Annotated in this window: 22 protein-coding genes; 18 read left to right on the forward strand and 4 right to left on the reverse strand. The window is 53.2% G+C overall.

Going from position 1 to position 26,946, the window contains the following annotated elements:
- Positions 1-106 precede the first annotated feature (106 nt).
- Positions 107-1,264, forward strand: a complete 1,158-nt coding sequence (gene cdaR / locus ACLJRU_RS10750) for a DNA-binding transcriptional regulator CdaR (RefSeq protein ID WP_001539050.1) — start codon at positions 107-109, stop codon at positions 1,262-1,264.
- Between the two features lie 88 nt (positions 1,265-1,352).
- Here cdaR and ACLJRU_RS10755 read toward each other — a convergent pair whose 3' ends face one another.
- Complete coding sequence (locus ACLJRU_RS10755; RefSeq protein WP_410957181.1) at positions 1,353-1,739, reverse strand: DUF3461 family protein; 387 nt, start codon at positions 1,737-1,739, stop codon at positions 1,353-1,355.
- Positions 1,740-1,985: 246 nt separating this feature from the next.
- Between ACLJRU_RS10755 and ACLJRU_RS10760 the strand changes: the two genes are divergently transcribed.
- Complete coding sequence (locus ACLJRU_RS10760; protein ID WP_000017181.1) at positions 1,986-3,287, forward strand: MFS transporter; 1,302 nt, start codon at positions 1,986-1,988, stop codon at positions 3,285-3,287.
- 36 nt (positions 3,288-3,323) lie between these two features.
- Here ACLJRU_RS10760 and dapD read toward each other — a convergent pair whose 3' ends face one another.
- The 3 genes from dapD to map all read right to left on the reverse strand — a co-directional run bounded on the left by dapD (position 3,324) and on the right by map (position 7,757).
- On the reverse strand, positions 3,324-4,148 hold the full coding sequence (gene dapD / locus ACLJRU_RS10765) for a 2,3,4,5-tetrahydropyridine-2,6-dicarboxylate N-succinyltransferase (protein ID WP_001186670.1): 825 nt from the start codon (positions 4,146-4,148) through the stop codon (positions 3,324-3,326).
- Between the two features lie 29 nt (positions 4,149-4,177).
- Complete coding sequence (gene glnD, locus ACLJRU_RS10770; RefSeq protein ID WP_001539051.1) at positions 4,178-6,850, reverse strand: bifunctional uridylyltransferase/uridylyl-removing protein GlnD; 2,673 nt, start codon at positions 6,848-6,850, stop codon at positions 4,178-4,180.
- Between the two features lie 112 nt (positions 6,851-6,962).
- Positions 6,963-7,757, reverse strand: a complete 795-nt coding sequence (map, locus tag ACLJRU_RS10775) for a type I methionyl aminopeptidase (RefSeq protein WP_001018214.1) — start codon at positions 7,755-7,757, stop codon at positions 6,963-6,965.
- A 450-nt stretch (positions 7,758-8,207) separates the two neighbouring features.
- Between map and rpsB the strand changes: the two genes are divergently transcribed.
- The 16 genes from rpsB (at position 8,208) to dnaE (ending at position 26,945) form a co-directional block, all read left to right on the forward strand.
- Positions 8,208-8,933: a 30S ribosomal protein S2 gene (rpsB, locus tag ACLJRU_RS10780; RefSeq protein WP_001539052.1), complete on the forward strand. Its 726-nt coding sequence runs from the start codon at positions 8,208-8,210 to the stop codon at positions 8,931-8,933.
- A 257-nt stretch (positions 8,934-9,190) separates the two neighbouring features.
- Positions 9,191-10,042 (forward strand): translation elongation factor Ts, encoded by an 852-nt coding sequence (gene tsf / locus ACLJRU_RS10785; RefSeq protein WP_000808106.1) that lies wholly within the window; start codon positions 9,191-9,193, stop codon positions 10,040-10,042.
- A gap of 144 nt (positions 10,043-10,186) precedes the next feature.
- Positions 10,187-10,912, forward strand: a complete 726-nt coding sequence (gene pyrH / locus ACLJRU_RS10790) for a UMP kinase (RefSeq protein ID WP_023234830.1) — start codon at positions 10,187-10,189, stop codon at positions 10,910-10,912.
- 146 nt (positions 10,913-11,058) lie between these two features.
- Positions 11,059-11,616 (forward strand): ribosome recycling factor, encoded by a 558-nt coding sequence (gene frr, locus ACLJRU_RS10795; RefSeq protein WP_000622423.1) that lies wholly within the window; start codon positions 11,059-11,061, stop codon positions 11,614-11,616.
- Between the two features lie 141 nt (positions 11,617-11,757).
- Entirely contained in the window at positions 11,758-12,954 is a 1,197-nt protein-coding gene (gene ispC, locus ACLJRU_RS10800) for a 1-deoxy-D-xylulose-5-phosphate reductoisomerase (RefSeq protein ID WP_001539054.1), read from the forward strand.
- Positions 12,955-13,266: 312 nt separating this feature from the next.
- The gene (ispU, locus tag ACLJRU_RS10805; RefSeq protein ID WP_000947413.1) at positions 13,267-14,025 is read left to right on the forward strand and encodes a (2E,6E)-farnesyl-diphosphate-specific ditrans,polycis-undecaprenyl-diphosphate synthase; all 759 of its coding nucleotides are present in this window, start codon (positions 13,267-13,269) and stop codon (positions 14,023-14,025) included.
- 12 nt (positions 14,026-14,037) lie between these two features.
- Positions 14,038-14,895: a phosphatidate cytidylyltransferase gene (gene cdsA / locus ACLJRU_RS10810; RefSeq protein ID WP_000922422.1), complete on the forward strand. Its 858-nt coding sequence runs from the start codon at positions 14,038-14,040 to the stop codon at positions 14,893-14,895.
- A gap of 11 nt (positions 14,896-14,906) precedes the next feature.
- Complete coding sequence (gene rseP / locus ACLJRU_RS10815) at positions 14,907-16,259, forward strand: sigma E protease regulator RseP (RefSeq protein ID WP_000949019.1); 1,353 nt, start codon at positions 14,907-14,909, stop codon at positions 16,257-16,259.
- Positions 16,260-16,290: 31 nt separating this feature from the next.
- Positions 16,291-18,708 (forward strand): outer membrane protein assembly factor BamA, encoded by a 2,418-nt coding sequence (gene bamA, locus ACLJRU_RS10820; RefSeq protein ID WP_001240927.1) that lies wholly within the window; start codon positions 16,291-16,293, stop codon positions 18,706-18,708.
- Positions 18,709-18,830: 122 nt separating this feature from the next.
- Complete coding sequence (skp, locus tag ACLJRU_RS10825; RefSeq protein WP_000758966.1) at positions 18,831-19,316, forward strand: molecular chaperone Skp; 486 nt, start codon at positions 18,831-18,833, stop codon at positions 19,314-19,316.
- Positions 19,317-19,319: 3 nt separating this feature from the next.
- On the forward strand, positions 19,320-20,345 hold the full coding sequence (gene lpxD, locus ACLJRU_RS10830; protein WP_001539055.1) for a UDP-3-O-(3-hydroxymyristoyl)glucosamine N-acyltransferase: 1,026 nt from the start codon (positions 19,320-19,322) through the stop codon (positions 20,343-20,345).
- 105 nt (positions 20,346-20,450) lie between these two features.
- Complete coding sequence (gene fabZ / locus ACLJRU_RS10835; RefSeq protein WP_000210741.1) at positions 20,451-20,906, forward strand: 3-hydroxyacyl-ACP dehydratase FabZ; 456 nt, start codon at positions 20,451-20,453, stop codon at positions 20,904-20,906.
- A 3-nt stretch (positions 20,907-20,909) separates the two neighbouring features.
- A complete protein-coding gene (gene lpxA, locus ACLJRU_RS10840) occupies positions 20,910-21,698 on the forward strand; it encodes an acyl-ACP--UDP-N-acetylglucosamine O-acyltransferase (protein WP_000565950.1) in 789 nt (262 codons plus the stop codon).
- Positions 21,698-22,846 (forward strand): lipid-A-disaccharide synthase, encoded by a 1,149-nt coding sequence (lpxB, locus tag ACLJRU_RS10845; RefSeq protein WP_000741216.1) that lies wholly within the window; start codon positions 21,698-21,700, stop codon positions 22,844-22,846. The genes lpxA and lpxB overlap by 1 nt, the downstream gene beginning before the upstream one ends.
- Entirely contained in the window at positions 22,843-23,439 is a 597-nt protein-coding gene (rnhB, locus tag ACLJRU_RS10850; protein WP_000569411.1) for a ribonuclease HII, read from the forward strand. Before lpxB ends, rnhB begins: the two co-directional genes overlap by 4 nt.
- Before the next feature lie 23 nt (positions 23,440-23,462).
- Entirely contained in the window at positions 23,463-26,945 is a 3,483-nt protein-coding gene (dnaE, locus tag ACLJRU_RS10855; protein WP_001294837.1) for a DNA polymerase III subunit alpha, read from the forward strand.
- The last annotated feature ends 1 nt before the right edge of the window (position 26,946 follow it).

Here is a 26,946-nt window from a genome sequence, read left to right on the forward strand (position 1 = left end):
TGAAACCCCCCACAACTCCATACTTATTTGCACCGTTTTGTGCATTTGCACAATGTCGAGACCTGTTATCTTCCTTATGCTTGTGCTCTGCTCACTGGAGGGATTTATGGCTGGCTGGCATCTTGATACCAAAATGGCGCAGGATATCGTGGCGCGCACTATGCGCATCATCGATACCAATATCAACGTAATGGATGCCCGCGGGCGTATTATCGGCAGCGGCGATCGGGAACGTATTGGTGAATTGCATGAAGGCGCGCTGTTAGTGCTGTCGCAGGGCCGGGTTGTGGATATTGACAACGCCGTGGCGCGACACCTGCACGGGGTGCGTCAGGGGATTAATCTTCCCTTACGTCTTGAGGGCGAAATTGTCGGCGTGATCGGCCTCACCGGCGAACCAGAGCATCTGCGTAAATATGGCGAACTGGTGTGTATGACTGCCGAAATGATGCTGGAGCAGTCGCGGTTAATGCACCTTTTGGCGCAGGATAGCCGTTTGCGCGAAGAGCTGGTGATGAACCTGATTCAGGCCGAAGAAAATACGCCGGCGCTGGTGGAATGGGCGCAGCGTTTGGGGATCGATTTGAACCAGCCGCGTGTGGCGGCGGTGGTGGAAGTCGACAGCGGCCAGCTTGGCGTCGATAGCGCAATGGCGGAACTTCAGCAGTTGCAGAATGCGCTTACCACGCCGGAGCGTAACAACCTGATAGCCATTGTTTCTCTCACCGAGATGGTGGTGCTCAAACCCGCCTTAAACTCGTTTGGTCGCTGGGATGCTGAAGATCATCGTAAGCGCGTAGAGCAGCTTATCTCGCGAATGAAAGATAATGGTCAGCTACGTTTTCGCGTGGCGCTGGGCAATTACTTTACCGGGCCGGGCAGTATTGCACGTTCATACCGCACGGCGCGCACTACGATGATGGTCGGCAAACAGCGGATGCCAGAAAGCCGCAGCTATTTTTATCAGGATTTGATGCTGCCGGTTCTGTTAGATAGCCTGCGTGGCGGCTGGCAGGCCAATGAGCTGGCGCGCCCGCTGGTAAAACTCAAAGCGATGGATAACAACGGGTTATTACGTCGGACGCTGACGGCGTGGTTTCGCCATAATGTCCAGCCGCTGGCGACCTCTAAGGCGCTGTTTATTCATCGTAACACGCTGGAATATCGGCTAAATCGTATTTCGGAACTGACCGGGCTGGATTTGGGAAATTTTGACGATCGGCTGTTGCTGTATGTGGTGCTACAATTGGATGAACAGCGTTAAGCCCGGCGGCGCTACGCTTATCAGGCCTACCGGGATATATCTGTAGGCCGGATAAGGCGTAACACGTCGCCATCCGGCAACACACAGCTTACTTGCGGGTAAGCTTGTCCAGATCGGCTTCGATTTCACTGATCTTATTCGCGACGACGCTTTCCAGGTGGCGCAAGTCGTCAAGGATCTTACGTTTGAGATCGAGTTCTGAGCGGTCGCGCTGGCAGATTTGGTCCAGCTCGTCAATCACATAGCGTAGGTTAGGGCTAATCTCCTGTACTTCTTTATAACCCTGACCGATGCCATCGGCCACCACCGTTTTACGCTGGCGTGGATACTTAAACTTCACGCTTTTAGCAAAGAATTCACCTCTATCCTTGTGAAAATAGATTTTCAGGATATCGTTATTGGCTTCTTGCCGCAGGCTGTAACGATCGATTTCCTCAGGATTGGTAATGCCCAGACTTTTTAGATTGTCATACATAGCGGTATCCTTCATCACACTATAACTTTTGAATAATTAACGAAAAATTGGTTTTTCGCCACCAATGTATACAAAAAAAGCGTAGTTGATCGCAGAAGACGTCTCGGCAACGTCATGAGCAAAAGGGCGGCGGTTATTGATAGCTTAAGTAATTCAACGCGATATTCCGTTTATAGAGAAAGCGTTTGAGGTCAGTGTGGGAAATTGACCGGAGGCAGTGGTCGATAACCTTGAGAGGCGGAATCTATGTCCGGAACGTATAATGCCACTATTCGCCGGGTGGTGATTTCCGCTTGGATAGGAAACTCCATTGAATATTATGATTTTCTATTATATGGCCTGGCAAGCGCGCTGGTATTTGGCCCGCTTTTTTTCCCTGGCGCCAGCCCATTGACTGCAACGTTATCTTCTTTTGCCAGTTTCGGCGTGGGATTTATTTCCCGACCGCTGGGCGCGCTATTTTTTGGCAACAGGGGGGATACGCTTGGGCGTAAAAACACGTTATTAATCACGTTAGGCGGGATGGGCGCGGTCACGTTTCTCATCGGTTGCCTGCCTTCTTACGCCAGTATCGGCGCGCTGGCGCCTGCTTTACTGGTTATTCTGCGTTTTCTACAGGGATTTATGGTTGGAGGCGAATGGGGAGGCGCCATGTTGATGGTCGTGGAATATGCTGCTGGAAAGCACCGGGGGCGGTTAAGCGCGCTATCGCAAACAGGAGGACTCACGGGACAATTATTGGCGACAGGCGTATTTATAGTCGTGACCCAATTACCGAAGGAGGCGTTGTTATCGTGGGGATGGCGTATTCCTTTTCTGCTCAGTGCGCTTTTGGTGTTGCCTGGATTATATATGCGTCATCGTCTGGATGAGACGCCTGTCTTCCGTGCGTTTAAAAAGCAGCAGGCCATTAATCATAGGCAGCAAAGAGAAGAAAGGCCGGTGGTCAAAGTAGTACGAGAACAATGGCGCAGCATTTTGCTGATTATAATTCTGCGTTTTGCGGAAAGCGTTCCCTTTTTTCTTGCCACCGTCTTCGCGGTTTCCTGGGCGACGACGCAGCTTGGGATTGCCAGCCTGACTATTCTGTACATTGTAATGTTCACCTGTCTGCTGGCGTATCCCATGCACGTGCTATTTGGCATCATGTCGGATCGGCGTGGCTGCCGTCAGGTGTATATTTTCGGCGCGCTTTTTGTCGCGGCAATGGCTTTTCCCTTTTTCTGGCTGCTGGAAAGCCGTTCGCTCATACTGATGACAATGGGCTACGTTCTGCTTATTAACATTGGTCATAATTCACTGAATGCCGTGCAACCTTCTTTTTTCGCCGGACTGTTTCATCCGCCTGTACGCTACAGCGGTTCATCAATTGGCGCTCAGTTGGGGGCGGTTGTGGCAGGGGGATTCACGCCGTTTATCGCTAAAGCGTTAAGCGCAGTCTATGATAACAGTTGGACTTTGGTTGCCGGTTATGTCGTTTTGACTGCGCTGGCTTCGGCGTTTGCGGCAAAGATTGCGCCGGAAACCGTGTTACCGCATTCGCCGTAATGCAAAGGGGGGCTGTCGCCCCCGCTTTTCACTCGCTTAATCAATAGTGCGCAATAATTCGTTAATGCCCACTTTACCACGCGTTTTGGCGTCGACTTTTTTCACGATCACCGCGCAGTACAAACTGTACTTACCGTCTTTTGACGGCAGGTTGCCGGAAACGACCACGGAGCCCGCCGGTACGCGGCCATAGTGAACTTCACCGGTTTCGCGATCGTAGATTTTGGTGCTCTGGCCGAGGTATACGCCCATGGAAATGACGGAACCTTCTTCGACAATGACGCCTTCCACGACCTCAGAACGCGCGCCAATAAAGCAGTTGTCTTCAATGATGGTTGGGTTAGCCTGCAGCGGCTCCAGTACGCCGCCGATACCCACGCCGCCGGAAAGGTGAACATTTTTACCAATCTGCGCGCAGGAACCCACCGTCGCCCAGGTGTCAACCATGGTGCCTTCGTCAACGTAGGCGCCGATGTTAACGTAAGACGGCATCAGCACGGTGTTGCGGGCGATAAATGCGCCCTGACGAACGGCCGCAGGCGGAACGACGCGGAAGCCTTCTTTCTGAAAACGCGCTTCGTCGTAATCAGCGAATTTCATCGGGACTTTATCGAAGTAGCGGCTTTCCGCACCGTCGATAACCTGGTTATCGTTAATACGGAAAGAGAGCAGAACCGCTTTCTTCAACCACTGGTGAGTGACCCACTGACCGTCGATTTTTTCTGCGACACGCAGCGCGCCGGAATCAAGTAGAGAAATGACCTGTTTTACCGCCTCTCGGGTCACGGTATCTACATTAGCCGGCGTAATATCGGCGCGGCGCTCAAAAGCGGTCTCAATAACGTTCTGTAACTGCTGCATTGTTAAACTCTTTCATATAAATAAACACACTACCCTTTATCGTTTGGATTGAAGGCCGCTGTCAACCGTTGTTGCACCTCAAGTTGCAGCACATTATTAAGTGCGCGCCGATCCGCTGTGGCGATTATGAATAAATCTTCTACTCGTTCACCAATGGTTGTAATTCGGGCGCCATGAAGCGAAATTCCCAGATCGGCAAAAATTTGTCCGACCCTGGCCAGCAGACCAGGCTGATCGAGCGCGATCAATTCCATGAATGATTTTCTGTCGGTATGGGTGGGCAAAAAATTGACTTCCGTTTCGACCGTAAAGTGCCGTAACTTTGCCGGTTGCCGACGCGGCTGCGGCGGCTGCCAGCTACGCTGCGTAATGGTTTGTTCAAGACCGGTGCGAATAACGTCATGGCGATCCGCCGCCAGCGGGCTGCCGTCTGGTTCCAGAACAATAAACGTATCCATTGCCATGCCGTCGCGAGTGGTAAAGATCTGCGCGTCATGGACGCTTAAATTACGCCTGTCCAGCTCGGCGCAGACGGCGGCAAACAGATAGGGTCTGTCCGGACTCCAGATAAAAATTTCGGTTCCACCGCGCGTGGCCTGCGGACTGAGCAACACTAACGGTTGGCGCAGATCGTGCTGCAATAAATGGCGTGCGTGCCAGGCGAGCTGATTTGGACTATGACGAACAAAATAGTTAGCGCGACAGCGGGTCCAGATTTTGTGCAGCGCGGCTTCATCAATATTGTCCATTCGCAGCAGCGCCAGCGCCTGAAGCTGATGGTGACGCACGCGCTCACGCATATCCGGCGTATTTTGCATTCCACGCCTGAGCTGTTTTTCAGTGGCGAAGTACAGCTCGCGCAGCAGGCTCTGTTTCCAGCTATTCCACAAGGTTTCGTTGGTCGCGCAGATGTCCGCGACGGTCAGGCAGACCAGAAAACGCAGCCGTGTTTCGGTTTGCACCTCTTCGGCAAACTGCTTGATGACTTCCGGATCCTGGATGTCGCGGCGCTGGGCGGTGACTGACATTAGCAGGTGTTGGCGCACCAGCCAGGCGACCAGTTGCGTTTCGCGTGAGTTCAAACCGTGCAGTTCGGCGAAGGTGAGTACATCCTGCGCGCCCAGTACCGAATGGTCGCCGCCGCGTCCTTTCGCAATATCGTGGAACAGCGCGGCGATCAGGATCAGTTCCGGATGGGGAAGCCGCGGCCAGAGATCGACGCATAGCGGATGGCGCTGGCGCGTCTCTTCTTTCGCAAAGCTCTCCAGTTTGAGCATTACGCGGATGGTGTGTTCATCCACCGTGTATGCGTGGAACAGGTCAAACTGCATTTGTCCGACGATGTGTGACCACTGCGGCATATAAGCCCACAGTACGCTGTGGCGATGCATGGGCAGCAGGCCGCGGCTGACCGCGCCGGGATGGCGCAGCATACTAAGAAACAGAGTGCGCGCCTCCGGGATGTAACACAGCGGTTGGCTCAGGTGGCGGCGGGCGTGGCGCAAATGGCGTAACGTCGTAGAGTAGATGCCGGTGATCGCGCTATTGCGCACCATCATATAAAACATGCGCAGGATCGCTTGCGGTTCGCGGATAAACAGCGTGTCGTCACGCAGATCAATAAGCGTGCCGCGCAGTTGAAACTCATCGTCAACAGGACGTGGTTTTTCATCCGCAGGTAGCGCCAGAATCGCCTCGTCAAATAGCTGAAGCAGCATCTGATTAAGTTCGCTCACCCGGCGCGTAACCCGGAAGTAGTCTTTCATCATCCGCTCAACCGGATCATTGCCCTCGCCGCTGTAGTTAAGGCGTTGAGCGACGCTTAACTGGCGGTCGAACAGCAGGCGGTTATCGTAGCGGCTGACCACCAGATGTAGCGCAAAGCGAATGCGCCACAGGATATGCAGGCATTCGTTGAGCTCCGCGCGCTCAGCCGGGGTTAAAAAGCCGAATCCCACCATCTCATCGAGCGAGGTAGCGCCGAAGTGACGTCGGGCGACCCACTGTAACGTATGGATATCGCGCAGGCCGCCGGGGCTGCTTTTAATATCCGGCTCCAGATTATAGCTGGTACCGTGATAGCGCTGGTGGCGCTGGTTCTGCTCTTCTACTTTGGCGGCGTAAAATTTGTCGGACGGCCAAAAACCTTCGCTGAAAATATGTTTTTGCAGTGCCAGAAACAGAGCGACATCACCGATCAGCAGGCGCGTTTCGATGAGGTTTGTCGCAACGGTTAAATCAGACAGACCTTCCAGCAGACACTCTTCCAGCGTACGTACGCTATGCCCGACATCCAGCTTGACGTCCCAAAGTAAAGTCAGCAGCTCGCCGACCTTTTGCGCCTGTTCATCAGGCAGCTTTTTGCGGCTTAAAATGAGCAGATCAATATCGGAAAGCGGATGCAGTTCGCCGCGTCCATAGCCGCCGACAGCGACCAGCGCCAGATCGGCAATCTGACCGAAACCGGCCTCAATCCACAGGCGTTGCAACAACTGGTCGATAAATTCGGTTCGGGCTTCAATAAGCTGTTCAGCACAAATGCCGCTGTCAAATGCCTCTCCCAGCCAGTGTTGAAAGATGTCGATGCGGGCTTTGATACCGGCGACGGTCAGTTCAGCGCGTGGCCAGACGCCAGGGTTTTGCGGCTGGTCAGGGAGGGTGGGGAGTGCGGTATTCGCGTGCTGTTCAGGATGAGTATTCATATGCGCCACCCATTAAAAAGCCGGATGGTGGCGTGAACGCCTTATCCGGCCTACGAAGTAGTACAATTTGTAGGCCTGATAAGATGCGAAGGCATCGCCATCAGGCAAAACATTATTCGTCGTGTGTGATGATCGCCGGGATGGTGTCATCTTTACGCAGCGTCAGAATTTCACAGCCGTTTTCCGTTACCACAATAGTATGCTCGTACTGAGCAGACAAGCTGCGGTCTTTGGTTTTTACCGTCCAGCCGTCTTTCATGGTGCGGATACGGTAATCCCCGGCGTTCAGCATCGGTTCAATGGTAAAGGTCATGCCAGGCTGCAACACGACGCCGCCATCGTCTGCATCATAATGCAGCACCTGCGGTTCTTCATGGAAGCCGCGACCAATACCGTGTCCGCAGTATTCACGTACCACGGAGAAACCTTCGCCTTCGGCATATTTCTGGATGGCGGCGCCAATGGTGCGCAGGCGGATGCCCGGTTTCACCATTTTGATGCCCAGATACAGGCTCTCTTGCGTGACGCGGCACAGACGCTCGCCCAGAATGGTCGGTTTGCCGACGATAAACATCTTCGAGGTATCGCCGTGGAATTCATCTTTAATCACGGTCACGTCGATGTTGACGATATCACCATCTTTCAGATGTTTAGCGTCATCCGGAATGCCGTGGCACACCACTTCATTAATAGAGATACAGACGGATTTCGGATAGCCGTGGTAGCCGAGGCAGGCGGAGATCGCGTGTTGTTCGTTAACGATGTAATCGTTACAGATACGGTCCAGTTCGCCGGTGGTGACGCCCGGTTTGATATACGGTTCGATCATTTCCAGCACTTCGGCTGCCAGACGGCCCGCGACGCGCATTTTTTCGATGTCTTCAGATGTCTTGATAGAGATAGCCATGAATTCTGTCCATCAGTGCCGATGATTTCGGCAATAATTGTGTAAGTGCTGACAATGGTATCAGTCAGGGGTGTGCCCTGCCAAATTGAGAATCATTCTGAACTTCGCCTTTCGTGCCACAGGTGCGTTGGCGACATTTTTTCACCCCAGTCACTGACTGGCCGTAAGCTCTCGGGGATGCAAAAATTTGCCGCCTGCCTGTAACACGAAATTCATCGTTCAATTCAGCACTGAGTGCCAACAATTATTGGTGTCGGTGGCGTATTTGTGGTATAAAGCGCGCCGGACTTCCGATCCATTCGAAGACTACACACGATGGACGGGAGCGACAAATCTCACTTTGTGTAACAACACACACGTATCGGCACATATTCCGGGGTGCCCTTTGGGGTCGGTAATATGGGATACGTGGAGGCATAACCCCAACTTAATCTATAGAGGTTTTAAATCATGGCAACTGTTTCCATGCGCGACATGCTCAAGGCTGGTGTTCACTTTGGTCACCAGACCCGTTACTGGAACCCGAAAATGAAGCCTTTCATCTTCGGCGCGCGTAACAAAGTTCACATCATCAACCTTGAGAAAACTGTACCGATGTTCAACGAAGCTCTGGCTGAACTGAACAAGATCTCTGCTCGTAAAGGTAAAATCCTTTTCGTTGGTACTAAACGCGCTGCAAGCGAAGCGGTGAGAGAAGCTGCTAACAGCTGCGACCAGTTCTTCGTGAACCATCGCTGGCTGGGCGGTATGCTGACTAACTGGAAAACAGTTCGTCAGTCCATCAAACGTCTGAAAGACCTGGAAACTCAGTCTCAGGACGGTACTTTCGAAAAGCTGACCAAGAAAGAAGCGCTGATGCGTACTCGTGAGCTTGAGAAACTGGAAAACAGCCTGGGCGGTATCAAAGACATGGGCGGTCTGCCGGACGCTCTGTTCGTTATCGATGCTGACCACGAGCACATTGCTATCAAAGAAGCGAACAACCTGGGTATCCCGGTATTTGCTATCGTTGATACCAACTCTGATCCGGACGGCGTTGACTTCGTTATCCCGGGTAACGATGACGCAATCCGTGCTGTTAGCCTGTACCTGGGCGCTGTCGCTGCAACCGTTCGTGAAGGCCGTTCTCAGGATCTGGCTTCCCAGGCGGAAGAAAGCTTCGTAGAAGCCGAGTAATAAGGCTTGATAACTCCCTAAAATAGTTCGAGTTGCAGGAAGGCGGCAAGCTCGAGAATTCCCGGGAGCTTACATCAGTAAGTGACCGGGATGAGCGAGTGAAGGCAACGCGCCTGCGGATCGAAATATGAAGGGGAGAGCCCTTATAGACCAGGTAGTATCACGTTTGGTTAGGGGGCCTGTATATGGCCCCCTTTTTCACTTTTATATCTGTGCGGTTTGATGCCGGGCAGATCAAATCTTTCGAGGATTTTAGAATGGCTGAAATTACCGCATCCCTGGTAAAAGAGCTGCGTGAGCGTACCGGCGCAGGCATGATGGATTGCAAAAAAGCGCTGACTGAAGCGAATGGCGACATTGAGCTGGCAATCGAAAACATGCGTAAGTCCGGCGCTATCAAAGCGGCGAAAAAAGCAGGCAACGTGGCTGCTGACGGCGTAATCAAAACCAAAATCGACGGCAACGTCGCTTTCATTCTGGAAGTTAACTGCCAGACTGACTTCGTGGCTAAAGATGCTGGCTTCCAGGCATTTGCTGACAAAGTGCTGGATGCCGCTGTTGCTGGCAAAATCACTGACGTAGAAGTTCTGAAAGCACAGTTCGAAGAAGAGCGCGTTGCTCTGGTAGCGAAAATTGGCGAGAACATCAACATTCGTCGCGTCGCTTCCCTGGAAGGCGACGTTCTGGGTTCTTACCAGCACGGTGCGCGCATCGGCGTTCTGGTTGCCGCTAAAGGCGCTGACGAAGAGCTGGTTAAACAGCTGGCGATGCACGTTGCGGCAAGCAAGCCGGAATTCGTTAAGCCGGAAGACGTGTCTGCTGACGTGGTAGAGAAAGAGTACCAGGTACAGCTGGACATCGCGATGCAGTCCGGTAAGCCGAAAGAAATCGCAGAGAAAATGGTTGAAGGCCGCATGAAGAAATTCACCGGCGAAGTTTCTCTGACTGGTCAGCCTTTCGTCATGGAACCGAGCAAATCTGTTGGCCAACTGCTGAAAGAGCACAACGCTGACGTGACTGGCTTCATCCGCTTTGAAGTGGGCGAAGGCATTGAGAAAGTCGAGACTGACTTTGCAGCAGAAGTTGCTGCGATGTCTAAGCAGTCCTGATTTTCCTGAGGAGCCGCCTGAGGGCGGCTTCTTTTTGCGCCTCTCTTGTAAAATCAGCCGACGCCTGGCGTCTGCGCTGAAATGCGACGTACAATGTCGCCGGAATTAACTCATATCAATCGTTGACAGTCTCAGGAAAGAAACATGGCTACCAATGCAAAACCCGTCTATAAACGCATTCTGCTTAAATTAAGCGGCGAAGCTCTGCAGGGTACGGAAGGCTTCGGTATTGATGCAAGCATACTGGATCGTATGGCTCAGGAGATCAAAGAACTGGTTGAACTGGGTATTCAGGTTGGTGTGGTGATTGGCGGTGGTAACCTGTTCCGTGGCGCGGGTCTGGCAAACGCGGGGATGAACCGCGTTGTGGGCGACCACATGGGCATGTTGGCCACCGTCATGAACGGCCTGGCAATGCGTGATGCGCTTCACCGCGCCTATGTGAACGCCCGCCTGATGTCGGCAATTCCTTTAAACGGCGTGTGCGACAACTACAGTTGGGCCGAGGCTATTAGCCTGCTGCGTAATAACCGTGTTGTGATTCTGTCTGCAGGTACGGGTAACCCGTTCTTCACTACCGACTCTGCGGCCTGTCTGCGCGGGATCGAAATTGAAGCGGATGTCGTACTGAAAGCGACCAAAGTGGATGGTGTATTCACTGCCGATCCGGCAAAAGATCCTTCCGCGACCATGTACGATCAGCTGACCTACAGCGAAGTGCTGGATAAAGAGCTGAAAGTGATGGATCTGGCGGCGTTCACGCTGGCTCGTGACCACAAACTGCCGATTCGTGTTTTCAACATGAACAAACCGGGCGCGCTGCGTCGTGTGGTGATGGGCGAAAAAGAAGGGACGTTAATCACGGAATAATTCCCGTGAGCGCCAAATACGGGTAAGATTCTGTTCTATTGACGGGTCTTATTACCTGGCAGAAATTAAACGAGACTATACTTAGCACATCTTTATATTGTGTGACCGTCTGGTCTGACTGAGACTAGTTTTCAAGGATTCGTAACGTGATTAGCGATATCAGAAAAGATGCTGAAGTACGCATGGAAAAATGCGTTGAAGCGTTCAAAACCCAAATCAGCAAAGTGCGCACGGGTCGTGCTTCTCCCAGCCTGCTGGATGGTATTGTCGTAGAATACTATGGCACTCCGACCCCGCTGCGCCAGTTGGCAAGCGTAACGGTAGAAGACTCCCGTACCTTAAAAATTAACGTGTTTGACCGTTCTATGGGGCCAGCCGTTGAAAAAGCGATCATGGCGTCAGACCTCGGTTTGAATCCAAGCTCTGCGGGCACCGATATTCGCGTTCCGCTGCCGCCGCTGACCGAAGAACGTCGTAAAGATCTGACGAAAATTGTCCGTGGCGAAGCGGAGCAGGCGCGTGTCGCCGTTCGTAACGTCCGCCGTGATGCGAACGATAAAGTAAAAGCTCTGCTGAAAGATAAAGCGATCAGTGAAGATGACGATCGTCGCTCTCAGGAAGAAGTACAGAAAATGACCGACGCGGCAATTAAGAAAGTTGATGCGGCGTTGGCAGATAAAGAAGCAGAACTGATGCAGTTCTGATTGATCTGTACGCAGATATAAACTCATTCCACCGCTAAACCTGGCGGATGAGTGGTGTACAAAGCGCCGCGCAGAAGACATTATCAGGTCTCCTGTGCGGCGTTTTGCTTTTTATTCCGTTTCAACACTTCTGGACGTTTCATGAAGCAATTAACCATTCTGGGCTCGACCGGCTCTATTGGTTGCAGCACACTGGACGTGGTGCGCCATAATCCTGATAGCTTCCGCGTTATCGCGCTGGTGGCGGGTAAAAATGTCGCCCGCATGGCGGAGCAGTGCCTGGAGTTCTCGCCGCGTTATGCCGTGATGGACGATACGTCGAGCGCAGAACAGCTCAAAATAATGCTTCAGCAGCATGGCAGCCGCACCGAGGTTCTGAGCGGTCAGCAGGCTGCCTGTGAGATGGCGGCGCTTGATGAGGTCGGGCATGTGATGGCGGCCATTGTGGGCGCGGCTGGTTTACTGCCGACCCTGGCGGCGATTCGCGCAGGGAAGACGATTCTGCTGGCGAATAAAGAATCGCTGGTGACCTGCGGGCGGCTGTTTATGGACGAAGTAAAACGCAGCAACGCCCGGCTTTTACCCGTCGATAGCGAACATAACGCGATTTTTCAGAGTTTGCCGCAATCTATTCAGCATAATCTGGGATACGCTGACCTTGAGCAAAATGGCGTAACGTCGATTTTGCTTACCGGGTCTGGTGGCCCGTTTCGTGAAACGCCAATGTGCGATCTGGCAGCGATGACGCCGGATCAGGCATGTCGTCATCCGAACTGGTCGATGGGGCGAAAAGTCTCCGTCGACTCCGCCACCATGATGAATAAAGGTCTGGAATACATTGAAGCGCGTTGGTTATTTAATGCCAGCGCACGTCAGATGGAAGTGTTGATCCATCCGCAATCGGTCATTCATTCGATGGTGCGTTATCAGGACGGCAGCGTCCTGGCGCAGCTTGGAGAACCTGACATGCGTACGCCTATTGCGCATACGATGGCATGGCCGAATCGCGTCACGTCCGGCGCGCAGCCGCTTGATTTTTGCAAACTCAGCGCGCTGACGTTTAGCGCGCCAGATTATCAGCGTTATCCGTGCCTGAAGCTGGCGATGGAGGCGTTTGAGCAAGGTCAGGCGGCAACGACGGCGCTCAATGCGGCAAACGAAATCACCGTTGCCGCGTTTCTGGCGCAACAGATTCGTTTTACCGATATCGCCGGGCTCAATTTAGCGGTGCTGGAGAGGATGGATTTACAGGAACCGGCAAGCGTTGAGGACGTATTGCAGGTTGACGCCATCGCGCGTGAAGTAGCCAGAAAACAAGTGATACGGCTCTCACGCTGACGATTATCCCGCGACAGAAGATCGTGCTATTTGTTAGCGTTGGGCTTCGGTGATATAGTCTGCGCCACCTGATCGCAGGTTTTTGGCTTTTTTCGGTCAGGTTAGCCGTGGTTTTACACGGCTTTTTTGTGGATACACAAAATCATTCAGGACGCATCGGGACGGCAGGCGAATACGTTCCCGGCGTGCGCAGACAGCGCACGACAGGGGCGATGACGCGCAGTCATCCGCGAAGCGAACCGAAGAGAATGTGTATAAAGGCTTCAGTATTCCTGAGTACCGCTAAATCCTTTCAGGGACAAAAAACGCGTTATGTTGTCTGCAACTCAACCAGTAAGCGAAAATTTGCCAGCGCATGGCTGCCGTCATGTTGCAATAATTATGGATGGCAATGGTCGCTGGGCGAAAAAGCAAGGGAAGATCCGGGCCTTTGGGCATAAAGCCGGAGCGAAGTCCGTCCGGCGAGCGGTCTCTTTTGCTGCCAATAACGGTATTGATGCGTTAACGCTGTATGCCTTTAGTAGTGAAAACTGGAACCGACCGGCGCAGGAAGTGAGCGCGTTAATGGAGCTGTTTGTGTGGGCGCTGGATAGCGAAGTCAAAAGCCTGCACCGCCATAACGTTCGCCTGCGTATTATCGGCGATATCAGTCGATTCAACTCACGTTTACAAGAACGTATTCGCAAATCAGAAGCGCTTACCGCCCATAATACGGGTCTAACGCTGAATATCGCTGCGAATTACGGCGGACGTTGGGATATTGTCCAGGGAGTCCGACAACTGGCGGAACAGGTGCAGGCTGGAGTGCTGCGCCCCGATCAGATTGATGAAGAGAGACTAGGCCAGCAAATCTGTATGCATGAGCTGGCGCCTGTGGATTTAGTAATTAGGACTGGGGGAGAGCATCGCATTAGTAACTTTTTGCTTTGGCAAATTGCCTATGCCGAACTTTACTTTACGGATGTTCTTTGGCCCGATTTCGATGAACAAGACTTTGAAGGTGCGCTGCATGCCTTTGCTAATCGAGAGCGTCGTTTCGGCGGTACCGAGCCTGGTGATGACAAAGCCTGATGGGGGTTGCTTTTGCTGAAGTATCGCCTGATTTCTGCTTTTGTGTTAATACCCGCGGTCATCGCTGCGCTTTTTTTATTGCCGCCGGTGGGGTTCGCCATTATTACGCTGGTTGTCTGTATGCTGGCCGCGTGGGAATGGGGACAGTTAAGCGGTTTCGCCGCGCGTTCACAGCGGGTTTGGCTGGCGGTGCTGTGTGGTCTGTTATTGGCGCTGATGCTATTTTTGTTGCCTGAGTATCATCACAACATTCGTCAACCGCTGGTTGAGATGTCGCTTTGGGCATCGTTAGGATGGTGGGTTGTCGCGCTACTGCTGGTGCTATTTTATCCCGGTTCGGCGGCAATCTGGCGCAACTCAAAAACATTGCGTCTCATTTTCGGTTTGTTAACTATTGTGCCATTTTTCTGGGGCATGCTGGCGCTGCGCGCCTGGCACTATGACGAGAATCATTACAGTGGCGCAATATGGCTACTCTATGTCATGATCCTGGTCTGGGGAGCGGACTCTGGCGCGTATATGTTTGGTAAATTATTTGGCAAACATAAGCTGGCGCCGAAGGTTTCCCCGGGTAAAACCTGGCAAGGGTTTATCGGCGGGCTTGCTACGGCTGCCGTGATCTCATGGGGTTACGGTATGTGGGCGAATCTGAATGTTGCGCCTGTTATCTTGCTGATTTGCTCTGTAGTGGCGGCTCTGGCTTCTGTACTGGGCGACCTCACCGAGAGTATGTTTAAGCGCGAAGCAGGAATTAAGGATAGCGGCCACTTGATTCCAGGCCATGGCGGCATTCTGGACCGAATTGACAGCCTGACGGCTGCCGTACCGGTCTTTGCTTGCCTGTTGTTACTGGTGTTCAGGACGCTCTAACGGAAGGTTTTATGCTGAGTATTCTCTGGAATCTGGCTGCATTCATCATCGCACTGGGCGTGCTGATCACTGTGCATGAATTTGGTCATTTCTGGGTTGCCCGGCGCTGCGGTGTGCGAGTTGAGCGCTTTTCCATCGGTTTTGGCAAAGCGCTCTGGCGTCGTACCGATCGGTACGGCACCGAGTATGTCATCGCCCTGATCCCGCTGGGCGGCTACGTCAAAATGCTGGATGAGCGCGCCGAACCGGTAGCGCCGGAATTGCGTCGTCACGCCTTCAATAACAAAACGGTGGGCCAGCGCGCCGCAATTATTGCCGCAGGTCCGGTTGCGAACTTCATTTTTGCTATCTTTGCTTACTGGCTGGTCTTTATCATCGGCGTCCCTGGCGTTCGTCCGGTCATTGGCGAAATAACGCCCAACTCGATTGCTGCGCAGGCGCAAATTGCGCCTGGTACGGAACTTAAAGCCGTTGATGGTATCGAAACCCCTGATTGGGATGCCGTGCGTTTACAACTGGTGTCCAAAATTGGCGATCAGCAGACGACGGTGAGCGTCGCGCCGTTTGGTAGCGACCAGCGGCAGGATAAAACGCTTGATTTACGTCACTGGGCATTTGAGCCTGATAAGCAAGATCCTGTATCTTCTTTAGGGATTCGGCCCCGCGGGCCACAGATTGAACCGGTACTGTCAGAAGTGCAGGCGAATTCCGCAGCCAGTAAAGCGGGTTTGCAAGAGGGCGACAGGATCGTTAAAGTCGATGGTCAGCCGTTAACGCAGTGGATGAAATTCGTGACGTTTGTACGCGATAATCCCGGTAAGCCGTTAGCGTTAGAGGTTGAAAGGCAGGGGAGCGCCTTGTCGTTGACGTTAACCCCGGATACGAAATCGGTTAACGGAAAGGCGGAAGGGTTTGCAGGCGTGGTGCCTAAAATTATTCCTCTGCCGGAAGAGTACAAGACTATACGCCAGTATGGGCCTTTTAGCGCCATCCTCGAAGCCACGGATAAGACGTGGCAGTTGATGAAGCTGACGGTCAGTATGCTGGGTAAATTGATAACCGGTGATGTGAAACTGAACAACCTCAGTGGGCCGATTTCTATCGCTCAGGGGGCTGGGATGTCAGCGGAGTTCGGGGTGATTTATTACCTGATGTTCCTTGCGCTAATCAGCGTGAACTTAGGGATAATTAACCTGTTTCCGCTGCCCGTTCTTGACGGGGGTCATCTGCTGTTCCTGGCGATTGAAAAGCTTAAGGGCGGGCCGGTATCCGAGCGGGTTCAAGACTTTAGTTATCGCATTGGCTCGATTTTGCTGGTGTTGTTAATGGGGCTTGCACTTTTCAATGATTTCTCTCGGTTGTAAGAGAGTTAGTTAGGAAGAACGCATAATAACGATGGCGATGAAAAAGTTGCTCATAGCGTCGCTGCTGTTCAGCAGCGCCACCGTATACGGTGCTGAAGGGTTCGTAGTGAAGGACATTCATTTCGAAGGCCTGCAGCGAGTCGCCGTTGGTGCGGCTCTCCTCAGTATGCCGGTGCGCACAGGCGACACGGTTAATGATGAAGATATCAGTAACACCATTCGCGCTCTGTTCGCCACCGGCAACTTTGAGGACGTCCGCGTCCTGCGCGATGGTAATACCCTTCTGGTTCAGGTAAAAGAACGTCCGACCATTGCCAGCATCACTTTCTCCGGGAACAAGTCGGTGAAAGATGACATGCTCAAGCAAAACCTCGAAGCGTCTGGCGTACGTGTTGGCGAGTCTCTGGATCGCACCACGTTGTCTGATATAGAAAAAGGTCTGGAAGACTTTTACTATAGCGTAGGTAAATACAGCGCCAGCGTTAAGGCGGTCGTCACGCCGCTACCGCGCAACCGTGTTGATCTTAAACTGGTGTTCCAGGAGGGCGTATCGGCGAAGATCCAACAGATCAACATCGTCGGTAACCATGCCTTTAGCACCGAAGAACTCATTTCTCATTTCCAGTTGCGTGACGAAGTGCCGTGGTGGAACGTCGTCGGCGATCGTAAATACCAGAAACAGAAGCTGGCGGGCGACCTTGAAACCTTGCGCAGCTACTATCTGGATCGCGGCTACGCGCGTTTCAATATTGACTCCACGCAAGTGAGTCTGACGCCGGATAAGAAAGGGATCTACATCACCGTCAATATCACCGAAGGCGATCAGTACAAGCTTTCCGGGGTTCAGGTGAGCGGTAACTTGGCCGGACATTCCGCTGAAATTGAGAAACTGACGAAAATTGAACCGGGCGAGCTCTATAACGGCACCAAAGTGACCAAAATGGAAGATGACATCAAAAAGCTTCTGGGTCGCTATGGTTACGCCTATCCGCGCGTGCAGTCACAGCCTGAAATTAACGATGCTGACAAAACCGTAAAACTGCGCGTGAACGTCGATGCGGGCAACCGTTTCTACGTGCGTAAGATCCGCTTTGAAGGCAACGATACCTCAAAAGATTCCGTTCTGCGCCGTGAAATGCGCCAGATGGAAGGGGCGTGGCTGGGCAGCGACCTGGTTGACCAGGGGAAAGAGCGTCTGAACCGTCTCGGCTTCTTTGAAACCGTCGACACCGACACGCAGCGCGTTCCGGGGAGCCCGGATCAGGTTGATGTGGTGTACAAGGTGAAAGAGCGTAACACTGGTAGCTTCAACTTCGGTATCGGTTACGGTACAGAAAGCGGCGTGAGCTTCCAGGCCGGCGTTCAGCAGGACAACTGGTTAGGTACCGGTTATTCCGTGGGGATTAACGGCACCAAAAACGACTACCAGACCTACAGCGAACTGTCCGTTACTAACCCATACTTTACCGTTGACGGCGTGAGCCTCGGTGGTCGTATCTTCTATAACGACTTCCAGGCGGACGACGCGGATCTATCCGACTATACCAACAAGAGTTACGGTACGGATGTGACGCTTGGCTTCCCCATCAACGAGTACAACACGTTGCGTGCTGGTCTGGGTTATGTCCATAACAAACTGTCCAACATGCAGCCGCAGATCGCGATGGATCGTTATCTTGAGTCGATGGGACAATCTGCTGATACCAGCAGTTTTGCCGCTGATGACTTCACCTTTAACTACGGCTGGACCTATAACAAGCTTGACCGTGGTTATTTCCCGACGGACGGTTCGCGCGTCAATCTGACGGGGAAAGTGACGATTCCAGGTTCCGACAACGAATACTACAAAGTGTCGCTGGATACCGCGACCTATGTGCCTATCGATAACGATCACAAGTGGGTGGTTCTGGGGCGTACTCGCTGGGGTTACGGCGATGGTTTAGGCGGCAAGGAAATGCCGTTCTATGAGAACTTCTATGCCGGTGGTTCCAGTACCGTGCGTGGTTTCCAGTCGAATACTATCGGCCCGAAAGCGGTTTATGGCTATGGTGCTCACACCGATCCTAATGATAACAATGATGATTACGAAGCCTGTACTCAGTCTTCAGGCTGTAAATCAGATGATGCGGTAGGTGGTAATGCCATGGCTGTCGCCAGCCTGGAATTTATTACCCCGACGCCGTTCATCAGCGAAAAGTATGCCAACTCGGTTCGTACCTCCTTCTTCTGGGATATGGGTACCGTTTGGGATACGAACTGGGATCCGTCATCTGCGCCGTCAGATGTACCGGATTACAGCGATCCAGGCAACATCCGTATGTCCGCGGGTATCGCATTACAATGGATGTCCCCATTGGGGCCGTTGGTCTTCTCCTACGCCCAGCCGTTTAAAAAGTACGATGGAGACAAAGCCGAGCAGTTCCAGTTTAACATTGGTAAAACCTGGTAATTGTTCACTGCAAAGGAATGCATTGGTAGTGTAGCGATGACTTTTGGCGATGCCCCCAGGGATCGCCAGGCCACGCAAAGAGCTGTACCTTCGGGTGCAAATGGGATGGTAAGGAGTTTATTGTGAAAAAGTGGTTATTAGCTGCAGGTCTTGGTTTGGCGATGGTAACGTCCGCACAGGCTGCTGACAAAATTGCAATCGTCAACATGGGTAATCTGTTCCAACAGGTTGCGCAGAAGACGGGTGTATCCAATACACTGGAAAACGAATTTAAAGGCCGTGCGGCTGAACTGCAAAAAATGGAAACCGATCTGCAATCTAAAATGCAGCGTCTGCAATCCATGAAAGCAGGTAGCGATCGTACTAAGCTGGAAAAAGACGTGATGTCTCAGCGCCAGACTTTCGCGCAAAAAGCGCAGGCTTTTGAGAAAGATCGCGCTCGTCGTTCCAACGAAGAACGCAACAAACTGGTGACTCGTATCCAGACTGCGGTGAAAAAAGTGGCTAACGACCAGAGTATCGATCTGGTGGTAGACGCAAACACCGTTGCTTACAACAGCAGCGATGTGAAAGACATCACCGCTGACGTACTGAAACAGGTTAAATAAGTAATGCCTTCAATTCGACTGGCTGACTTAGCAGAACAGTTGGATGCAGAATTACACGGTGATGGCGATATCGTCATCACCGGCGTTGCGTCCATGCAATCTGCAACAACAGGCCACATTACGTTTATGGTGAATCCTAAGTACCGTGAACACTTAGGTTTATGCCAGGCTTCTGCGGTTGTCATGACGCAGGACGATCTTCCTTTTGCTAAGAGCGCGGCGCTGGTAGTTAAAAATCCCTACCTGACCTACGCGCGCATGGCGCAAATTTTAGATACTACGCCGCAGCCCGCGCAGAATATCGCGCCAAGCGCCGTGATTGATGCGACGGCAACGCTGGGTAGCAATGTTTCAGTCGGCGCGAATGCGGTGATTGAATCTGGCGTACAACTGGGCGATAACGTGGTTATCGGCGCAGGCTGTTTCGTCGGAAAAAATAGCAAAATCGGGGCGGGCTCACGCTTGTGGGCGAACGTAACGATTTACCACGACATTCAGATCGGTGAGAATTGCCTGATCCAGTCCAGTACGGTGATCGGCGCGGACGGTTTTGGCTACGCTAACGATCGTGGCAACTGGGTGAAGATCCCACAACTGGGCCGGGTCATTATTGGCGATCGTGTCGAGATCGGCGCTTGTACCACCATTGACCGTGGCGCGTTGGATGATACTGTTATTGGCAATGGCGTGATTATTGATAATCAGTGCCAGATTGCACATAACGTCGTGATTGGCGACAATACGGCAGTTGCCGGTGGCGTCATTATGGCGGGTAGCCTGAAGATTGGCCGTTACTGCATGATTGGCGGCGCTAGCGTGATCAATGGGCATATGGAAATATGCGACAAAGTCACGGTAACTGGCATGGGTATGGTGATGCGTCCCATCACGGAACCGGGCGTCTACTCCTCAGGCATTCCGCTGCAACCCAACAAAGTATGGCGTAAAACTGCTGCACTGGTGATGAACATTGATGATATGAGCAAGCGTCTCAAAGCGATTGAGCGCACGGTTAATCAACAAGACTAACGTTCCGCCTTGTAGTTGCCATTCTTTTCCGGCCTGTCACATTCATACGATTGCGGCAGGCCGTGTTATTATTGCCTTTTTGTATATTTGGACAGGAAGAGTATTTTGACTACTAACACTCATACTCTGCAGATTGAAGAGATTTTAGAGCTTCTGCCGCACCGTTTTCCGTTTTTACTGGTCGATCGCGTGCTGGACTTTGAAGAAGGTCGTTTTCTGCGTGCGGTGAAAAATGTCTCCGTCAACGAGCCGTTTTTCCAGGGACACTTCCCGGGCAAACCGATTTTGCCAGGCGTGCTGATTCTGGAAGCGATGGCGCAGGCAACCGGTATTCTGGCGTTTAAAAGCGTTGGTAAACTGGAACCTGGAGAACTGTATTATTTCGCGGGTATTGATGAAGCGCGCTTTAAGCGTCCGGTGGTGCCAGGCGATCAGATGATCATGGAAGTCACTTTCGAGAAAACGCGCCGTGGCCTGACCCGCTTTAAAGGGGTTGCGCTGGTCGACGGTAAAGTCGTGTGCGAAGCAACCATGATGTGTGCTCGTAGCCGGGAGGCCTGATTCGTGATTGATAAATCCGCCTTTATTCATCCTACCGCCATTGTGGAAGACGGCGCTGTAATTGGCGCTAATGCCCACATTGGTCCCTTTTGTATTGTTGGGCCGCAGGTCGAAATTGGTGAGGGAACCGTACTGAAGTCTCATGTGGTCGTGAATGGTCAAACCAAAATCGGCCGCGACAACGAGATTTATCAGTTTGCCTCCATCGGTGAAGTGAACCAGGATCTGAAATATGCGGGTGAGCCGACCCGTGTGGAAATTGGCGATCGTAACCGCATCCGCGAAAGCGTCACCATTCATCGTGGTACAGTGCAGGGCGGTGGGTTGACGAAGGTGGGTAGCGATAACCTGCTGATGATCAATGCGCATGTCGCACATGATTGTACGGTAGGGAATCGCTGTATCCTCGCCAACAACGCCACGCTGGCGGGGCACGTATCAGTCGATGATTTTGCGATTATCGGCGGTATGACGGCAGTTCATCAATTCTGCATTATCGGTGCGCATGTGATGGTCGGCGGCTGCTCCGGCGTGGCGCAGGATGTCCCTCCGTATGTGATTGCGCAGGGTAACCATGCGACGCCGTTCGGGGTAAATATCGAAGGGCTGAAGCGTCGCGGCTTTAGCCGTGAAGGGCTGGTGGCGATTCGTAATGCCTACAAACTGTTGTACCGCAGTGGTAAAACGCTCGACGAAGCGAAGCTGGAAATCGCTGAACTTGCTGAAAAGCATCCGGAAGTGAAGGCGTTTACCGAGTTCTTTGAGCGTTCAACGCGCGGTCCGATTCGTTAATGGCGGCACAGCGTCCTTTAACGATTGCCCTGGTCGCCGGTGAAACGTCCGGCGATATTCTTGGCGCAGGCTTAATTCGTGCGCTGAAAGCGCGCGTACCCAACGCCCGCTTTGTGGGCGTTGCGGGGCCGCGTATGCAGGCCGAAGGGTGTGAAGCCTGGTACGAAATGGAAGAGCTGGCGGTCATGGGCATTGTTGAAGTGCTCGGACGTTTACGCCGTTTGTTGCATATCCGCGCCGATCTGACCCGCCGTTTTACCGAACTCAAGCCCGATGTCTTTGTCGGGATTGATGCCCCTGATTTCAATATTACCCTCGAAGGTAATCTGAAAAAACAAGGGATTAAGACCATTCATTATGTCAGCCCGTCCGTTTGGGCCTGGCGACAGAAACGCGTTTTCAAAATAGGCAGATCCACCCATATGGTGTTGGCTTTTCTGCCTTTCGAAAAAGCGTTTTACGATAAATTTAACGTCCCGTGCCGCTTTATCGGTCACACCATGGCGGATGCCATGCCGCTGGACCCGGATAAAAATGCGGCGCGCGACGTGCTGGGTATCCCGCATGACGCCCATTGTCTGGCGCTACTGCCAGGCAGCCGTGGCGCGGAAGTGGAAATGCTCAGCGCCGATTTCCTGAAAACCGCACAATTGCTGCGACAGCGCTATCCCGATCTGGAAGTGGTAGTGCCGCTGGTGAACGCGAAACGCCGCGAGCAGTTTGAAAAAATTAAAGCGGAGGTTGCGCCGGATCTCGCCGTTCATTTGCTGGACGGCATGGCGCGCGAGGCGATGATCGCCAGCGACGCGGCTCTGCTGGCCTCGGGTACGGCGGCACTGGAGTGTATGCTGGCAAAATGCCCGATGGTAGTGGGATATCGTATGAAGCCCTTCACTTTCTGGCTGGCGAAACGTCTGGTGAAAACGGAGTATGTGTCTTTGCCTAACCTGCTGGCGGGAAGAGAATTAGTCAAAGAGCTGTTGCAGGAAGAGTGCGAACCGCAAAAACTCGCCGAAGCGCTGTTGCCGCTACTGGCGAACGGTAAAACCAGCCATGCGATGCACGACACCTTCCGTGAACTGCATCAGCAGATCCGCTGTAATGCCGATGAGCAGGCGGCAGATGCCGTCCTGGAGTTAGCACAATGATCGAATTTGTTTATCCACACACCCATTTAGTGGCGGGTGTGGATGAAGTGGGCCGTGGCCCGCTGGTGGGCGCCGTAGTGACCGCCGCCGTGATCCTCGATCCGGCTCGCCCGATCGTCGGTCTGAATGATTCCAAAAAATTGTCTGAAAAGCGTCGTCTGTCATTGTATGACGAGATTAAAGAAAAGGCGTTAAGCTGGAGTCTGGGACGCGCGGAAGCGCATGAAATTGATGAGCTGAATATTTTGCACGCCACCATGCTCGCCATGCAGCGCGCTGTCGCTGGTCTTCATATTGCGCCAGAATATGTGCTGATCGACGGCAATCGCTGTCCGGCGCTGCCTGTGCCGTCAATGGCCGTGGTGAAAGGCGACAGCCGCGTGGCGGAGATTAGCGCGGCGTCTATTCTGGCGAAAGTCACCCGCGATGCAGAAATGGCGGCGCTGGATATCGTTTTTCCTCAGTATGGCTTTGCGCAGCACAAAGGCTATCCAACCGCTTTTCATCTGGAAAAGTTGGCCCAGTATGGCGCGACGGCGCACCACCGACGCAGTTTTGCGCCTGTTAAACGCGCTCTGGGACTTGTGTCCTGATTCTTGTATCGAGAAATCTGAAGATGTCTGAACCACGTTTCGTTCACCTGCGGGTGCACAGCGACTACTCTATGATCGATGGGCTGGCGAAGACCGGGCCGCTGGTGAAAAAGGCGGCCTCATTAGGTATGCCTGCGCTGGCGATCACCGATTTTACCAACCTCTGCGGTCTGGTGAAGTTCTACGGAGCGGGTCATGGCGCGGGCATTAAACCCATCGTCGGGGCGGACTTTAACGTTCACAACGAACTGCTGGGAGATGAGCTGACTCATCTGACGGTGCTGGCGGCGAATAATACGGGATACCAGAACCTGACGTTGCTGATCTCGAAAGCGTATCAGCGCGGCTACGGCGCGGCAGGCCCGATTATCGAGCGCGACTGGCTGGTAGAGCTTAAAGAAGGTTTGATCCTGCTTTCCGGCGGGCGCATGGGCGACGTAGGCCGCTGTCTGCTACGCGGCAACCAGGCGCTGGTGGAGGAGTGCGTTGCTTTCTATGAAACGCATTTTCCCGATCGCTACTTTCTGGAACTGATCCGTACCGGCAGACAGGACGAAGAGACCTATCTCCATGCTGCGGTTGAACTGGCTGAGGCACGTGGTTTGCCGGTTGTCGCGACAAACGATGTCCGTTTCCTTGAAAGCGATGATTTTGACGCCCATGAGATTCGTGTCGCGATTCACGACGGTTTCACGCTCGACGATCCTAAACGTCCACGCAATTATTCACCGCAGCAGTATATGCGCAGTGAAGAAGAAATGTGCGAGCTGTTCTCCGATATTCCGGAGGCGCTGGAAAATACGGTGGAGATTGCCAAACGCTGCAACGTAACGGTGCGTCTGGGTGAATATTTCCTGCCGCAGTTCCCGACCGGCGATATGACCACCGAAGATTATCTGGTCAAAAAATCGAAAGAGGGGCTGGAAGAGCGTCTGGCTTTCCTGTTTCCGGACGAAGAAGAGCGCAAAAAGCGTCGCCCGGAATATGACGAGCGTCTGGATATTGAACTACAGGTTATCAACCAGATGGGGTTCCCTGGCTACTTCCTCATCGTGATGGAGTTTATCCAGTGGTCAAAAGATAACGGCGTGCCGGTAGGGCCGGGACGTGGTTCCGGGGCTGGTTCGCTGGTGGCCTACGCGCTGAAAATTACGGACCTTGATCCGCTGGAATTTGACCTGCTGTTCGAACGTTTCCTGAACCCGGAACGTGTCTCGATGCCTGACTTCGACGTTGACTTCTGTATGGAGAAACGCGACCAGGTGATTGAACACGTCGCAGATATGTACGGGCGTGATGCGGTATCGCAAATTATCACCTTCGGTACGATGGCGGCGAAAGCCGTTATCCGCGATGTGGGCCGCGTGCTGGGGCATCCGTACGGTTTTGTCGATCGTATCTCGAAGCTGGTGCCGCCCGATCCGGGCATGACGCTGGCAAAAGCCTTTGAAGCGGAACCGCAACTGCCGGAAATTTACGAGGCGGATGAAGAGGTCAGAGCGCTGATCGATATGGCGCGTAAGCTCGAAGGCGTCACGCGTAACGCCGGTAAGCACGCTGGCGGCGTGGTCATCGCGCCGACCAAAATTACCGACTTTGCGCCGCTGTACTGCGATGAAGAGGGCAAGCATCCGGTTACCCAGTTTGATAAAAGCGACGTGGAATATGCCGGGCTGGTGAAGTTCGACTTCCTCGGTTTGCGTACGCTGACCATCATCAACTGGGCGCTGGAGATGATCAACAAGCGGCGCGAGAAAAACGGTGAGCCGCCGCTGGATATCGCCGCCATTCCGCTGGACGACAAGAAAAGCTTCGACATGCTGCAGCGCTCGGAAACCACGGCGGTCTTCCAGCTTGAATCGCGCGGCATGAAAGATCTGATCAAACGTCTGCAGCCGGACTGCTTTGAAGATATGATCGCACTGGTGGCCCTGTTCCGTCCCGGTCCGTTGCAGTCAGGGATGGTAGATAACTTTATCGACCGTAAGCACGGTCGTGAAGAACTCTCTTACCCGGACGTTCAGTGGCAGCATGAAAGCCTGAAGCCGGTACTGGAGCCGACCTACGGCATCATTCTGTATCAGGAACAGGTGATGCAGATTGCCCAGGTACTTTCCGGGTATACTCTCGGCGGCGCGGATATGCTGCGTCGTGCGATGGGTAAGAAAAAGCCGGAGGAGATGGCCAAACAGCGTTCCGTTTTTGAAGAAGGCGCGAAAAAGAACGGTATCGACGGCGAACTGGCGATGAAAATCTTTGACCTAGTGGAGAAATTCGCCGGTTACGGGTTTAACAAATCGCACTCCGCCGCTTATGCGCTGGTTTCTTACCAGACGCTATGGCTAAAGGCGCACTATCCGGCAGAGTTTATGGCGGCGGTGATGACTGCCGATATGGACAACACCGAGAAGGTCGTCGGCCTGGTGGACGAGTGCTGGCGGATGGGACTGAAAATTCTGCCGCCGGATATTAACTCCGGGTTGTACCATTTCCACGTTAATGATGAGGGCGAGATCGTCTACGGCATCGGCGCGATCAAAGGCGTCGGCGAAGGGCCGATCGAAGCGATCATCGACGCGCGTAATCAGGGCGGCTATTTCCGCGAGCTGTTTGATCTGTGCGCGCGGACCGACACCAAAAAGCTCAACCGCCGGGTGCTGGAAAAGCTGATCATGTCCGGGGCGTTCGACCGCCTGGGGCCGCACCGCGCCGCGCTGATGAACTCATTGGGCGATGCGCTGAAAGCCGCCGACCAGCACGCCAAAGCGGAAGCTATCGGTCAGGCGGATATGTTCGGCGTACTGGCGGAAGAGCCGGAGCAAATCGAGCAATCCTATGCCAGCTGCCAGCCGTGGCCGGAGCAGGTGGTGTTAGATGGGGAACGTGAAACGTTGGGGCTGTACCTGACGGGCCACCCCATCAATCAGTATTTAAAAGAAATTGAGCGCTATGTCGGCGGGGTAAGGCTCAAAGACATGCATCCGACAGAACGTGGTAAAGTCACCACGGCTGCGGGGCTCGTGATTGCCGCAAGGGTTATGGTCACCAAGCGCGGCAATCGTATCGGCATCTGTACGCTGGATGACCGTTCCGGGCGTCTGGAAGTGATGTTATTTACCGACGCGCTGGATAAATACCAGCAGTTGCTGGAAAAAGACCGCATACTTATCGTCAGCGGACAGGTCAGCTTTGATGACTTCAGCGGGGGGCTTAAAATGACCGCCCGCGAAGTGATGGATATTGACGAAGCTCGCGAAAAATACGCTCGCGGGCTTGCTATCTCGCTGACGGACAGGCAAATTGATGACCAGCTTTTAAACCGACTCCGTCAGTCTCTGGAACCCCACCGCTCGGGGACCATTCCAGTACATCTCTACTATCAGAGGGCGGATGCGCGTGCGCGGCTGCGTTTTGGCGCAACGTGGCGTGTCTCTCCGAGCGATCGTTTACTTAACGATCTGCGTGGCCTCATTGGTTCGGAGCAGGTGGAACTGGAGTTTGACTAAT

Origin of the sequence: Salmonella sp. SAL00653 (assembly GCF_046552515.1) — a bacterium.
GTDB lineage: Bacteria > Pseudomonadota > Gammaproteobacteria > Enterobacterales > Enterobacteriaceae > Salmonella > Salmonella enterica.